The organism is Paenibacillus sp. P13VS, assembly GCF_015143645.1.
Lineage (GTDB): Bacteria > Bacillota > Bacilli > Paenibacillales > Paenibacillaceae > Paenibacillus > Paenibacillus xylanilyticus_A.
Map to the genome: position 1 here is coordinate 411,824 of NZ_WYEV01000005.1, position 12,563 is coordinate 424,386.

10 protein-coding genes are annotated in these 12,563 nt (G+C 53.9%); 3 read left to right on the forward strand and 7 right to left on the reverse strand.

The window, feature by feature from the left end; all coding sequences use genetic code 11:
* Window positions 1-13 precede the first annotated feature (13 nt).
* Entirely contained in the window at window positions 14-322 is a 309-nt protein-coding gene (locus GUA98_RS15585; RefSeq protein ID WP_193723656.1) for a hypothetical protein, read from the forward strand.
* Between the two features lie 47 nt (window positions 323-369).
* Here the strand turns inward: GUA98_RS15585 and GUA98_RS15590 are convergent, their stop codons facing one another.
* The 5 genes from GUA98_RS15590 to GUA98_RS15610 form a co-directional block, all read right to left on the reverse strand.
* The gene (locus tag GUA98_RS15590; protein ID WP_227779682.1) at window positions 370-2,112 is read right to left on the reverse strand and encodes a glycosyltransferase; all 1,743 of its coding nucleotides are present in this window, start codon (window positions 2,110-2,112) and stop codon (window positions 370-372) included.
* Window positions 2,113-2,212: 100 nt separating this feature from the next.
* Window positions 2,213-4,114, reverse strand: a complete 1,902-nt coding sequence (locus GUA98_RS15595) for a glycosyltransferase (protein WP_193723658.1) — start codon at window positions 4,112-4,114, stop codon at window positions 2,213-2,215.
* On the reverse strand, window positions 4,077-6,233 hold the full coding sequence (locus GUA98_RS15600) for a glycosyltransferase (protein ID WP_193723659.1): 2,157 nt from the start codon (window positions 6,231-6,233) through the stop codon (window positions 4,077-4,079). The genes GUA98_RS15595 and GUA98_RS15600 overlap by 38 nt, the downstream gene beginning before the upstream one ends.
* A gap of 80 nt (window positions 6,234-6,313) precedes the next feature.
* Window positions 6,314-7,885: a DUF6385 domain-containing protein gene (locus tag GUA98_RS29590; protein ID WP_227779683.1), complete on the reverse strand. Its 1,572-nt coding sequence runs from the start codon at window positions 7,883-7,885 to the stop codon at window positions 6,314-6,316.
* Window positions 7,886-7,928: 43 nt separating this feature from the next.
* Window positions 7,929-8,423, reverse strand: a complete 495-nt coding sequence (locus GUA98_RS15610) for a DUF6385 domain-containing protein (RefSeq protein WP_193723660.1) — start codon at window positions 8,421-8,423, stop codon at window positions 7,929-7,931.
* A gap of 194 nt (window positions 8,424-8,617) precedes the next feature.
* Here GUA98_RS15610 and GUA98_RS15615 point away from each other — a divergent pair, with 194 nt between their 5' ends.
* Both GUA98_RS15615 and GUA98_RS15620 read left to right on the forward strand, forming a co-directional pair.
* On the forward strand, window positions 8,618-9,166 hold the full coding sequence (locus GUA98_RS15615; protein WP_227779684.1) for a hypothetical protein: 549 nt from the start codon (window positions 8,618-8,620) through the stop codon (window positions 9,164-9,166).
* A gap of 33 nt (window positions 9,167-9,199) precedes the next feature.
* Window positions 9,200-9,781, forward strand: coding sequence for a hypothetical protein (locus tag GUA98_RS15620; protein WP_153980325.1), 582 nt, complete (start codon window positions 9,200-9,202; stop codon window positions 9,779-9,781).
* 90 nt (window positions 9,782-9,871) lie between these two features.
* Here GUA98_RS15620 and GUA98_RS15625 read toward each other — a convergent pair whose 3' ends face one another.
* Complete coding sequence (locus tag GUA98_RS15625) at window positions 9,872-11,191, reverse strand: MFS transporter (RefSeq protein ID WP_193723661.1); 1,320 nt, start codon at window positions 11,189-11,191, stop codon at window positions 9,872-9,874.
* 79 nt (window positions 11,192-11,270) lie between these two features.
* Window positions 11,271-12,449 (reverse strand): winged helix-turn-helix domain-containing protein, encoded by a 1,179-nt coding sequence (locus GUA98_RS15630; RefSeq protein ID WP_153980327.1) that lies wholly within the window; start codon window positions 12,447-12,449, stop codon window positions 11,271-11,273.
* Window positions 12,450-12,563: the final 114 nt, after the last annotated feature.

Below are 12,563 nucleotides of genomic sequence, written 5' to 3' on the forward strand. Positions count from 1 at the left end.
ATGAAGCTGTCAAATGCCAGCAATGGGGTTAGCTGTTATGCGGGTGAAAGCCCGGTATGTCAGAGATGGACGAATAGCATCTTACAGCGGGATGCAAAACCTTCGGTTGCCGCTGCGCCGGGAGATGTCAGGCGCAGCAGCATGTGCAGCCCCGGCGAACATAGAGTCGTCGCCGGGCGGCCGGAGGCGGCAGGCTGAAGCGCAATATGCTGGGCCCTCACGGCCCATTCCTGCGCTTCGGTCTGCCGCCCGGCGAGCAGCGCGAGCGTGCCTGCCAGCAGTGCCTCTGTGGCACGAGCCGTGGCGGGCATTTCGTCTGTGAAGGGCTGCTGTATTTCCGGCGGCAAGCCGAATAGCTCCAGCAGCCCTTCACGGACGCTTGCGGGTGCGCGCAGCAGCCCGCAGCGTGCCGCAGGCGGAAGCGCCGCGAGCAGCGCCGAGGCTGCGCCTTGCGGCAGGGCCTGCAGCAGGCGCAGCCATGCGGCCCAGGCGCAGCCATGCGGCCCAGGCGCCCACGCGCGCGAGCGCCTGGGCTGCGGCGTGCACGGCCTGCAGCGGAACAGCTGCTGTGGCGCGTGGCGCAGGCGCTACGCAGTGCGGAGCTGTGCCTGGCGCTGCGTTGCCCGGCGCGGAGCCGCGCAGCAGCGCATCCGCAGCAAGTGCCGCTGCAGGCAGCTCGCATGCTGTGCGGCCCTGCAGCGGCTGGTGGGCGCCTGCGCGTGCAAGTGCGCGCCCAGCGCTGCGCTTGCAGCCGAGCGCCCACAGCGCCAGCGACGCCTCGGGCCCGAGCTGCGCATGCGCTGCCCAAGGCTGCAGCGATGCACGCGCTGCCGCATCTTCGCCCAGCTGGGCCAGCGCCAGCCCGGCGGCGAGCGGCTGCTGCCGCAGCACAGCCGCCAGCGGTCCCGCATGGCGCAGCAGCCATTCCGGCCGGTGGGCATCCAGCGCGGCCGGAACGAGCACCTGCCATGCAGCAGGCGGCAGCAGTGCACGCGTTGCCGCATCTGCAATGGCGTTCGGCCGCCCCGTGGCTGCGGCCAGCAGCAGCAGGCGCTGCCATGCAGCCATGTTTCCGGGCTGCGCAGCCAGTGCAGCAATGTAGGCTGCCTCAGCCTCTTCCCAGCGGCCCAGACGTTCAAGGGCAATGCCTTCCAGCGTTAGGCTTCGATACGTTCCGGCACCTGAAACGGAAGTGTACTGCCCCGTTGATTTCGCTGCGGATCGTGCCTTCTTCAACCAAGCCAGCGCTGCCTCTTCTCTGCCGAGGTCCAATTCCAGCACCGCGCCAAGCTCCAGCACATCCGCGAAGTCAGCATATACGGTAGTCCATGCCTGTACCACAGCCAGCGCCCGTTCCGGCCGCCCACTTTCCCTTAAGGCATATGCTGTTTTGAGTACCAGATCCGAATGATAGCCGCAGGATGGCCCAAGCCGGGCAAGCAGCGGTTCCAGCAGCCGCAGTGCCTCATCGTACACCCCTTGCTGAAACCATTCCGCCGCCAGCGCATACAGCAGCTCCGGCTGCTCATCGGCCCCCTCATTCAGAGCGGAACGAATCAGACGCATATTCCGCTCTGTTTTATTTTTGCGTACAATGACCTCTTCCAGATAGCCATAATGCAGGACTTCCAGCTCCGAATGCACCAAGCCTTCAGGAGCAAAAGCCAGGATGGAGGATGCGACCTCTTCGTGAATTCTACCCTTGAATGTGATCTGGCGATCGTTCCTGAACAAGCGGCACACCGCATCCGTCACCCGTTCTTCACCAGACGGTCCCAAGAGACTCGTTACCTTGATCCAGTAACCCCAGACATGATCAGGGCTCCAGGATAATAACTGCGTAAGCTCTGTCTTCATTTGCTCCGTCTGCCCCCATACTTCATCTGCATCCAATACCAGAATCCAGGGCTGGGTTGCAGCGGTAAGAGACTGATTGCGAGCAGCAGCAAAATCCCCGTTCCATTCTGCACGAATGATCTTGGCACCATAGAGGGCGGCAATTCGAAGCGTATCATCTGCCGAACCGGTATCGACTATGATGATCTCATCCGCGATTCCCCTGACAGATTCCAAGCAGCGCCTAAGACCATCCTCCTCGTCCTTTACAATCATGCACAGGCTGATTCCAGGCTCCAAGCTCAGCCCTCCATACTGTCAATGATTCAGATCTCAAAACCATCCGGTCCCGGCAATTCCAGCCGAAGCTGCTGTATCACTGGCCAGCAGCGGTGACGTTCACCATTCGGTTCACCGGCCAACTCCTGTAAATGGAATCTGCGGCACCTACAAGACTCTTCGCCAGCCAGCCCGCTCCTGCAGCGGTATTGAAAGCCCCGGCAAAAGGTTCCTGTGCATATTCCGGAGTTCGGTTCAGCGCTTGCCCATGATGGTGCTCTTCCGACGAGCGGACATCTGCTGCCAAAAATCGCTGGCAGATCTGAACGAGCCCAAGCAGCTCAGCCCATCTACCGGAGTGGATGCATCCCTCCATCAGCAGAGCCAAGGCCTGCCAGCCCTCATAAGCTGCTGCTTCAGTCTTTGCTTCAGCATCACCAGGCCTTCCATTGACTTTGGCATTGGCATTAGTACTGGCAGTGGTATGCAAGACGGCCTTCTCTTGTCCTGCAGACGGTTCTGGTCCCGATTGCACGCAGTGATTCAGCCACATCGTTAATGGATCCGATGCTGCTGTCTCCCGTCCTTCCAGCCAGTTTACACGCTCCAGCCAACTGGCTGCTTGCAGCGCATAATCACCTTTTTTACGCCGAACGGTATCCAGCTTCAGCCTCGCCTTGTTCCATCTCCCCTGTTCGATATGAAGCAGCGACTCAGCCAATGACAGCCGTTCTCTCATCTCCTTCGAAGGTTGCGCATCTGCGCCTGGCAGCATCTCCAGCGCGGCAACATAACAACGACTCTGCTCCAGAATGCCAATGATCTTGTGAGCAGCCTCTTCGGAAGACAGGGCGAAACGGTGGGTAATCAGTGCGGGTATAACCGATTGCTGCCCCGAAACCCGCATGATCCGGAATATTCGGTAGAGGGGTGGCAGTAAGCTGGATTTGGCACGAACGGCTTCCACGTAAGCATCGACTGCACCCTCAAGGTCTGCCCGCCCTTCCAGCAGCCGCCCGAGCGCGTACCAGGTCTGATAGGTGCCCATTCCTTCTTCCGTATGGTACACAGGAGGCGGCGGTCCCAACTGAATGGCTTCACGCAAGGAATGCTCTGCCTGCTCCGTGTGACCCAATGCTTCCTGACACACTCCGCGATTATGCAGCAGATCCGTATAATCCGGGAATAACACCAGTGCTTCCTCAATGTGATCCAATGCTTCCTGCCAGCGATTCAAGTGTTGAAGGCATCGTACCTCATACTTGAATAACAAGTGGGCATAACTGGTCACCAGAGGATCGATGCCTGCTTTGGCCACACGAAAGGTCTGAAGTGCCCGCTCCGCTTCCCCCACACGCAAGTACTCGACGCCCAGATTATAATGATGGAACGATTGCTCCGGCTCTTCCTTCACCGCCTGTTCCAGCAATTTCAGATTCCGATTAACCTTGTCCTTGCGCTCCACAACTGCAGTCTGATAACCATAATGATGGATCACCATGTCTGTCACATGAAAAGCAGCATCCGGATTCTTCCGGCAAATGGCCCCTGCAATCTGTTCATGGATCCGCCCTTCAAACCGATGCTCGGGAGCATTACGGAACAACCGCAGTACCGGATTCACTGTAGCTCCCTGCTGACCTGTACCTGTATAGTTATGAATGTTCAAAAACAATCCGTCGCATGTACTGGCTGCCGTCCAGCTCCGAAGCTGCTCCCGCGCTGCTGCATCCAGTGCTTCGTCCGCATCCAGAAACAGAATCCATTCCCCTGTTGCCTGCTCCAGACCTGCATTACGTGCAGCAGCAAAATCATCACACCACACATAGGGCACGATTCTAGCCCCGTACTGCCGCGCAATATCGTTGCTCCGATCCGAAGAGCCGGTGTCCACGACGATAATTTCATCTACAGCTCCCTGGACACTCTCCAGACATTGCGCGAGCCACTCCTCCTCATCCTTAACGATCATGCATAGCGAAATGCGGTTGCTCGGCAAACTGGTTCCTCCTCTCTTTGGCATGCCAATCTGTACGCCAAGGGATGCCTTGGGCTGTCCTTAACCTTTGAAGGAGGGCATCCTGCTCCGCTATAAGGCCCGGGTTGGAAGGAGAGCGACTCAGCTCCTTTTGAATAACGCCAAGAGCCAAATACAAATAACCTATGGCAGCTCCAGCTCGTGCCTGATACGATCCTGCATCTTGCTCCAGCGCCTGCTGAAATAGAGTCACAGCCTGATCGTAATGCCCTTTGACAAACAATGCTTCCCCGAGGTAAAAGGTACCCTCAGCATCCAGCTTCCCTTCCGTCATACAGCCAATTAGGAGATCAGCGGCTGATCGGGTATATCCTTCGCGATAAAGAATGCCTGCAATCCACCTGCTAAACTCCATGCATTGGTTCTTCTCCGTGCAACCATCCATCCACTTCTCAAACCACTGCTGGGCCACTGTCAGTTGCCCTGTTTGGACAGATCGCTGCACGATGTCCTGAATCAGGTTAAGCGCAGTCGATTGCAGTACTTCAGGCAGCCTTTCCCCACTCTGTCTCACGGTGTTCCACGCCTGCACCTGTTGTTCTCTGAACCACCGGTCCACCGTCCCCCAGACTTCACGATCTTCCTGCTCAGATGACTCCAAAAAAGCAGGAGGAAGGCCTGCTCCACTGGCCCAACAAGCAACTGCCCAATCCAGTCGCTGTTCGGGCAGGAGAGGTTCGACACTCACATCACGGTCACCCCACAGTTGTTCTGCAAATTGTATGGCTTCCGGGCATCGGCCCGCACATAACATCCAGTACAGCTGAACTGCAGGGTCAATCTGAACCTCCTGGGCCAGATCCTGGAGCAGGGACAATGCCTGCCCATAAGCTCCGCAGGATGCAAGCGCGTGAATAATATTCCTGATCTCATCTGCACCTTCTCCTGTATGGTCCTGCTCCCGCAAATTCAACCGTTTCTTCCAGCGAAGCAGTAATGCCTCAGCAATGACCTCATCGGATTCTCCAGATTGCTGCAATACATCTGCGAGCCCCTCCAGCGCAGGGGAATATGCAGACATGTAGTCCAAGGCCAGACCATACAGATGGGCCGACTCCTGCAGGAACCCTCTCTTCTGTGCCAGACGTGCCATGGCTGTGTAGGGTCTGTAGGTGTCTGTGCCTTTTTCATGTACATATTCAGTTTGCCTGCGGACTCCTTCGTATATATCCACTGCTCTTGCATAGGATTGATAAGCTCGTTCCTCGAGACCTTGTTGTTCAAGAAAGTCACCGTATAGAAAGTGAAGGTCAGCGTAGTCCGGGTAACGCTGCGTTTCCACTGCCAGAAGCACGCGGCCTTCATCATAACGTTCCAGGGCTCCAAGAACTTTCGCATAATCGCACACGAGTGTAGACCGATATGGTGCACCAAGCTCTGTCAGGCGCAGTGAATTGGCAAACGAATCAACTGCCTTCCCCATCTCTCCCAGCTGGCAATACGTCACTCCCAGATTGTAGAGATGAAAAGGCTGATTCGGGTGCTCCTTTAACTCCTGCTGCAAAAGCTTCAAATTCCGCAAAGGTTTGCGTCCCTGAGCGATTCGGGAAGCAAGGTACCCATCATGCACGAGCCGAAGCGGAGCCACGGGGTCGGACTCCTGCCGGATGTTCTCCGTATCATCACATACCAGCTGCTCATGAATACGACCTTCATAGCGGTATCCGTAACCCGATCGAAACAGGCGTACCGGCTGAAAGACAACCTGATCTTTCGTTTTTTCATCGATCCGATTCTCTATTGTCACTTTTAACTTCGATACACTCTTATGGACTGTAGGCAGATAATTCATTAACTCTTCCATACCATCTATAGCATACTCATCCGCGTCTACACACAGAATCCACTCGGTACCTGCCAGCGGCAGGCTAATATTGCGTGCCCGTGCAAAGTCATCTTCCCACTCGGCATGAAGTACGGTTGCCCCGAATTGTCTTGCAATCTCTGGCGTGCGGTCACCCGAGCCTGTATCTGTAATGAACCACTCCATACCGGGTTGATAAAAACTATTCAGACAGCGGGGCAAATGTTGTTCCTCATTTTGAACAATCATGTGAATTCCAAGCAGCCTGTTCTGCATATGCTGTCACCTCCAACGCAAAAAAAGTACATGAAGTCCATTAAATGGGACTCCATGTACCTATATGATTGATAACCTGGTTATGTGCCTTGTCCATTGAAGAACACATCGATTGTACTTGGTGCGCCGATGAGACTGGAACGATAAGAAAGGCGTGTATATTTGAGAAAACGCTGGGGAACCAGTACGTCCACGGAGCCTGCCAGAATTCCCGTGACTGTTGCCACATCCGTATACCAGTTCGAGCCGTTGGCGCTGATTTCCACCTGGGCATCCACACGATTGATCCCTGGCCCCCTGTTGTATACAAAGAAGGAATATGTGCCAAATACACTGGTTGTCACTGCTGGTAGAGGCGTGAACGTATTGGCAGTAGGTGTATTGATCAGCTGCGATTCCTGGAAGCTCTTTTGGGAAATCGACGTTACGCTGCTAAGTGTTCCGGCTGTGATGGTCGCGCCGAGTACACTGGTGATCGTTCCGTTCAGCAAATTCGTTAATGTTCCCGCAGTAATTGTGGCTCCAAGCACATTCGTGATTGTACCGTTAAGCAGGTTGGTTAATGTTCCGGCCGTGACCGTTGCTCCAAGTACGCTGGTGATGGTTCCGTTCAGCAAGTTTGTCAACGTGCCCGCCGTAATGGTTGCACCTAGCACACTCGTGAGGGTACCATTCAGCAGATTCGTCAAGGTTCCGGCTGTAAGCGTCGCTCCCAGAATGCCTGTGATTGTACCTGCAGTAATCGTCGCACCAAGCACACTGGTGATGGTTCCGGCTGTGATGGTCGCGCCGAGTACGTTCGTAATTGTACCGTTCAGCAGGTTCGTCAAGGTTCCTGCGGTTACCGTGGCCCCGAGTACACTCGTGATGGTTCCGGCTGTAATGGTTGCTCCAAGCACGCTGGTAATCGTACCATTCAGCAAGTTCGTTAGCGTTCCAGCAGTCACCGTAGCTCCGAGTACACTGGTGATGGTTCCCGCTGTAATGGTGGCTCCAAGCACATTCGAGATTGTACCATTTAACAAATTTGTCAGCGTGCCTGCTGTGATTGTGGCCCCAAGTACACTCGTAATCGTACCATTCAGCAGGTTCGTCAACGTTCCCGCTGTGACCGTAGCTCCAAGCACGCTCGTAATGGTTCCGGCTGTAATGGTTGCTCCGAGCACACTGGTGATCGTACCATTCAGCAAGTTCGTCAGTGTGCCTGCCGTAATGGTCGCGCCTAACACACTTGTGAGGGTACCGTTCAGCAGGTTCGTCAACGTTCCCGCTGTCACTGTAGCTCCAAGCACGCTCGTGATGGTTCCGGCTGTAATGGTTGCTCCGAGTACACTGGTGATCGTACCATTCAGCAAGTTCGTCAAGGTCCCTGCTGTTACCGTAGCTCCAAGCACACTGGTGATCGTACCTGCTGTAATGGTGGCCCCGAGCACACTCGTAAGGGTACCATTCAGCAGGTTGGTGATTGTGCCTGCATTAATGGTGACCGTCGTCAAACCCGAGATGTTACTGATCGTTCCGTCCAAAATGATCCCAACAACATTACCACTCGTATCCGTTCTGACGGGCTGGGCCGTACCGGTAGCATCCTGACCAAAGATCAGGGTCCGCAGATTGTCCGGATTCGTGTTAAACGTTGTGAAGTTAGGCATGAGCCCCGTCCTCCTCCCTGGAAATCAGTCATATTATTTCACCTTAGGGCATGCGCTGTGCCTGAAAGTAAACATCCAGCCTGGTCGGTTGATCCGGCTCCACCGATTGAATCGCAAGCCGGGTATATCGAAGGAACCGTTGCGGAACCAAAGCTTTGGTTTGGCCCCCCGCAATCACCTCCTGGCTGTCCACCGCATAATCCACTGCATTGGGACTAATCTGGATCTGTACAAGAGCCGGATTCTTGCCCCGGTTCACAATGCCATATGTGTACATGCTGAGCGATGATGTATCCTGAGCAGGAAGAGCACTGGTGGAACTGCTTGTTTCGGCCCCGACATACGTATGCTCTGTAAAACAGTGAGTAGCACCAGGGAGTATCGTGCGTGAGGGACGACCCTGCTTGACCCGGGGACGAGTAATCCGGGAACAAGGAGGTTTCAGCAGTTTAGCGCGGCAGGATCGGCGGGGTCGGCGGCGGCTCACATATTTAGCTGGTCTCAATCTCTTCTTGCTTCGCTTCGCTGTTCGGCTCATCTCGATTCCCCTTAAAAAATGTGCTTCCGCATCGTATGCCCGGACTTAAAATACGGGCACGGCATCTGCCGCTATTTTCGATTTTGCCGTTCTTGCCCCAAACGCTTCTCTCATGTCGTACATACACTGTAAGTACAAGGATGAGAGTATATATTTGCATGCCAAAAGGTCAGTTCAGTTTAATCAAATCGGAGGTGGGTAAGATAACGAACTATAACGTGTTCAACCAATCTAATGGTCCCCTGTTTACCCAGCTTACCAATACATTTTCCGCCCCCGGAATTGAGGCTTCGGCAGAGAGCGGGGCTGCTGCTGCTGGCAGTTTCTTTGCATTGACTACCAATAATGCCGGACTTCCTAACAACCAGAATCTTCTTCTGCAAATCATTAATGCCGCTGGCAGTGGCAGAACCTTAAGGATTTCAAGTGTATCTGGAGGAACAACCGCAGCAGCTACGCTGGTCGTATATTCTGGCGGAACTGTTTCTACATCGGGTGGAAGTACACCTGTCCCGGTCAATACACTGCTTGGGAGTACGAATGCCAGTGTGGTCACCACGAGGCAAAATACAGGAACGCTGGGCGGTGCGTTTACAAGCCTGCTAAGTCTTCCGCTGACCGCTGGCATGTTTCGGATGAACTTCAACGGTTCGATTATCGTGCCACCAGGACAGACGTTATCCGTTAGCGTGGGTGTTGGGAATCAGACGGCAGCCATTAATTTGTTCTGGTGGGAATTCTGACAGATAACCATGAAGGAAAAGGTGGTGAATACCTTGCCCAACCATAACGTGTTTAACCCGCAGACTCAGCCAGTGTATACTTCCAATACCAATACCTTTCGGTCTCCGGGCATTATTACCCCACCGGAAAGCGATGCAGGAAACGTGGGAAGACTATTCAATTCCGGTACAACCAACTCCACCACCCTGGGGTTATTGGGCGGCAGCGTTATCGCGACGGTTCAGTTGAGCAACCCTGTGGGAAGTGGGAGAACGCTGTACGTATCGAAGCTCTCCGGTGGAATTACAGTTGCACTCAATCTCCTGTCCTCCTTCAGCGGTTCCATGGTCCTGAGTGCCAATGGAACGCTGGCTTCGCCAAGTACGCTGCCATCCGTGAACAGCAATCTGTCCAGTACCAACACCAGTGTTGCAATCGTGCGATTTTCCAACGCTGCGCCTACCGGAGCAACTACGCTAATGACGATGCCTTTGCAAGCGGGGCCCTTTTCATCCAGCGTATTTGGGAGCTATGTCGTCCCGCCAGGTCAGGCCATTAATCTGACGGTCAGTGGTTCCCTTTCCGTTGGAGGCTTGCTGGCGTCTACAGCCTACTTTGCTTGGTGGGAGGTCTAATGAACACCTCTACCTTTCCAAATGGTCAAAGCCGCCTCCGGCGAACCGGAAGCGGCTTTAGCGTATTTCTTTTCACACCAGAAATAGATGTTATACGTGTTCATTCAGGACAGTGCCATGTGATTCCCGGATTCCCCACAATATACGCTGCAATACGACGCCTGCCACTCCAATAGCGAGCGTAGCAATGCCGATGAATTGAAAGGTAAGGCCGGGTCCCATCATATGAATTAGCGCACCACCTGCCAGCGGGGCAATGACAAGCACAACACTGGACATTGAATTTTGGATGCCGAAGACACGTCCTACATAAGCAGGAGGGGTTTCCTTTTGCAGCAAGTAATTCAGAGTCACCATAGAGAGGCCGTTTCCAAGACCAATGCACAGCCCCCAAACGATAATCCAAGCATCCGGGGTATGGGGGACTACCCAGCCTAGAGCAGCAATACCTGCGCCAATAAGGACAAAACCTCCACCGAGCCCCCATCCATAACTGACTCGCGGCAGCCGGTTCAGCAGCAGAATCATGATAACAGCACCTGCGCCTGCTGATGAGCCCAGCCACCCGATCAAGGTTTCATTCCCCGGCTTGACGTTTCGGAAAAGCGTTACGAACTGATAATCAATCATCAGAATGGCCATTAAGCCCAAACAGCCAAACAACAGCGTGCATAGTATGGCCCGGCTGTTTCGTATAAAGCTCCACCCTTTCGTCCACTGCGTCAGCACCGATTCCGTCTCCGCGTGGTTCTGATGATCTTGTGTCTCATGGTCTATAGAATGTTCCGGCTTCTCTGTTAACCGTCGCAATGGCCATAATACCAACCCGGATATTAGACGGGTGCAGGCATTGATCACAATGCAAATCTGCGGTGAGAATACCGCCAGGATGACGGCACCCAGAAGCGGTCCAGCCACCTTGGAGCACTGTCCGACAAAACCGTTCAGAGACGATGCCTGAAACAGATGCTCCTCGGCCACCACTTGACGCGTCAGCGCCTGCTGGGCCGGAATGTGGAATACGCCCATCATGGCTCGCAGGGCCAGAAGTGGAAGCAGCCATGCCGCGCTTGGCGCGAACAAAATGGCAACCGTAAGCACAACGGTAATTACATCACAGAGCAGCATGATCTTTACTTTGTGCAGACGATCTGCAAGTGTACCCGCGACCGAACCCAGCAGGATGCCCGGAACAGCCATACAGACGGGAATCAATGCGATGATCAGTGGATCGGCACCCCATCGATAGGCCACCAATATCTGAATGGCAAGGGCATCGAACCAATCCCCGAAGGTAGCGAGCGCATACGCGATAAACATGCGCATGAAGCGGAAGTTGGTCCACAAACTTGTGGATGGCCTTTGGGACGATTGTGATGGCTGATGAGATTCATGTGAAACAGTATTCATTCTGGGGGTTTCCTCCTACTCATCTGATTACAGCCTTGTTGTCAGGCTTACATGTTCCTTGGCTGTAATCATACGAGAGTTATATCAGAGGAAGATCAGACGCTGGAGAAAATGGGGATAAATACGCGCGGACTTCATTCGTAATACGCTGCCCATACATAGGAACACCGTATTCTTTGGCAATTTCAGCATAGACTTGACGATATTTATGAACCAGACGTCCCTCAATTCGGTGATGTGCCATGAATAACAAGATCTGATTCGCCGAATTGATGTATAGTGGTGCGTTCAATGTCATTTTGAGAACATCCAGCCCGTCATCCATTCTCGGCTCTGCTTCTCGGGCTCTCCCCTGCCTCAGCAGCCACAGCCCCTCCATAACCTGGAACCGCCCGATCTCACGCAAATATGGGGCATCCTTCAAACTCGAACGTAACATGCTCATCTGTTCTTCTACTCTTTCACCACTGCCGCCCCACAACTCAACGTACAACTCCGACAGGGATACAGGCAGCTTGAAGTTGACCAGATGGTCTGCCTCAATGACGCGATATGTCTCTAGTAGTTGTGCTTTGGCACGCCGATATTGACCAACCTCTGCATAGATCTCGACAATATTCAAGATACGGAGCTCCCGAAGCTGATCCGCAGACAGCGCGGGTGAATTCAATGCCCGCTCATACAGGTGCAAACTCTCCGCTGGTTCGATTAGCGCGTGTACAAAAATCAGCAGCCAGTATAAACGCTCCTCAAAAGGGAATTCCTCGGTGGTTATCAGCCATTCCAGATTCCCCTGGATAAAATGGATATACAGCTGATAGAACGAATCAACCTGGATACCCAAAGCATCCTGCTGATTGAACAAGGTTAACATCGATTTCCCCTGTCCAAACAAATGATATTTGCGGAACAATCCATGGATCACTTCCCGCATCTCCAGATCGTGTTCGGAAGGGTTGGCGGGCAGCGCTGCCATATTCGTCCTTATGGTTAGTCTGTAACCGTAGCCCCGCACCGTATCGAGCGAAACTTCTTCCCAATGCTTCAGCTTCTTGCGCAGCCGATACACATGGTCATCCACGGTTCGTTCAACCGGGTACTCCAGCGGCCATACGCTGTCCAGCAGCTGGCTGCGAGTAAATGCCTTTTCCTTGTTTTCATATAGAAAATGAAAAAGCGCGAATTCCTTCGCGAGCAGCTGGATGGAATCCGTGCGCCGGGTTACGGTATATGTACCTTCATCAAATTGCAATGACATGCCTGCTCCCCCTGTATATGCTTGCTTATCCCTTGTTTGGGTTCATCCATAATGTGATTACACTAAACCTGGTATTCGTTCATGTAGAAAACAACATACCACAAAAAACCTTTT

Excerpts from the sequence above, each read along its gene's own strand:
- GUA98_RS15585 (WP_193723656.1), top strand. The coding sequence starts at position 14 with ATGCCAGCAATGGGGTTAGCTGTTATGCGGGTGAAAGCCCGGTATGTC.
- GUA98_RS15590 (WP_227779682.1), bottom strand. The coding sequence starts at position 2,112 with ATGATTGTAAAGGACGAGGAGGATGGTCTTAGGCGCTGCTTGGAATCT.
- GUA98_RS15600 (WP_193723659.1), bottom strand. The coding sequence starts at position 6,233 with ATGCAGAACAGGCTGCTTGGAATTCACATGATTGTTCAAAATGAGGAA.
- GUA98_RS29590 (WP_227779683.1), bottom strand. The coding sequence starts at position 7,885 with ATGCCTAACTTCACAACGTTTAACACGAATCCGGACAATCTGCGGACC.
- GUA98_RS15610 (WP_193723660.1), bottom strand. The coding sequence starts at position 8,423 with ATGAGCCGAACAGCGAAGCGAAGCAAGAAGAGATTGAGACCAGCTAAA.
- GUA98_RS15625 (WP_193723661.1), bottom strand. The coding sequence starts at position 11,191 with ATGAATACTGTTTCACATGAATCTCATCAGCCATCACAATCGTCCCAA.
- GUA98_RS15630 (WP_153980327.1), bottom strand. The coding sequence starts at position 12,449 with ATGTCATTGCAATTTGATGAAGGTACATATACCGTAACCCGGCGCACG.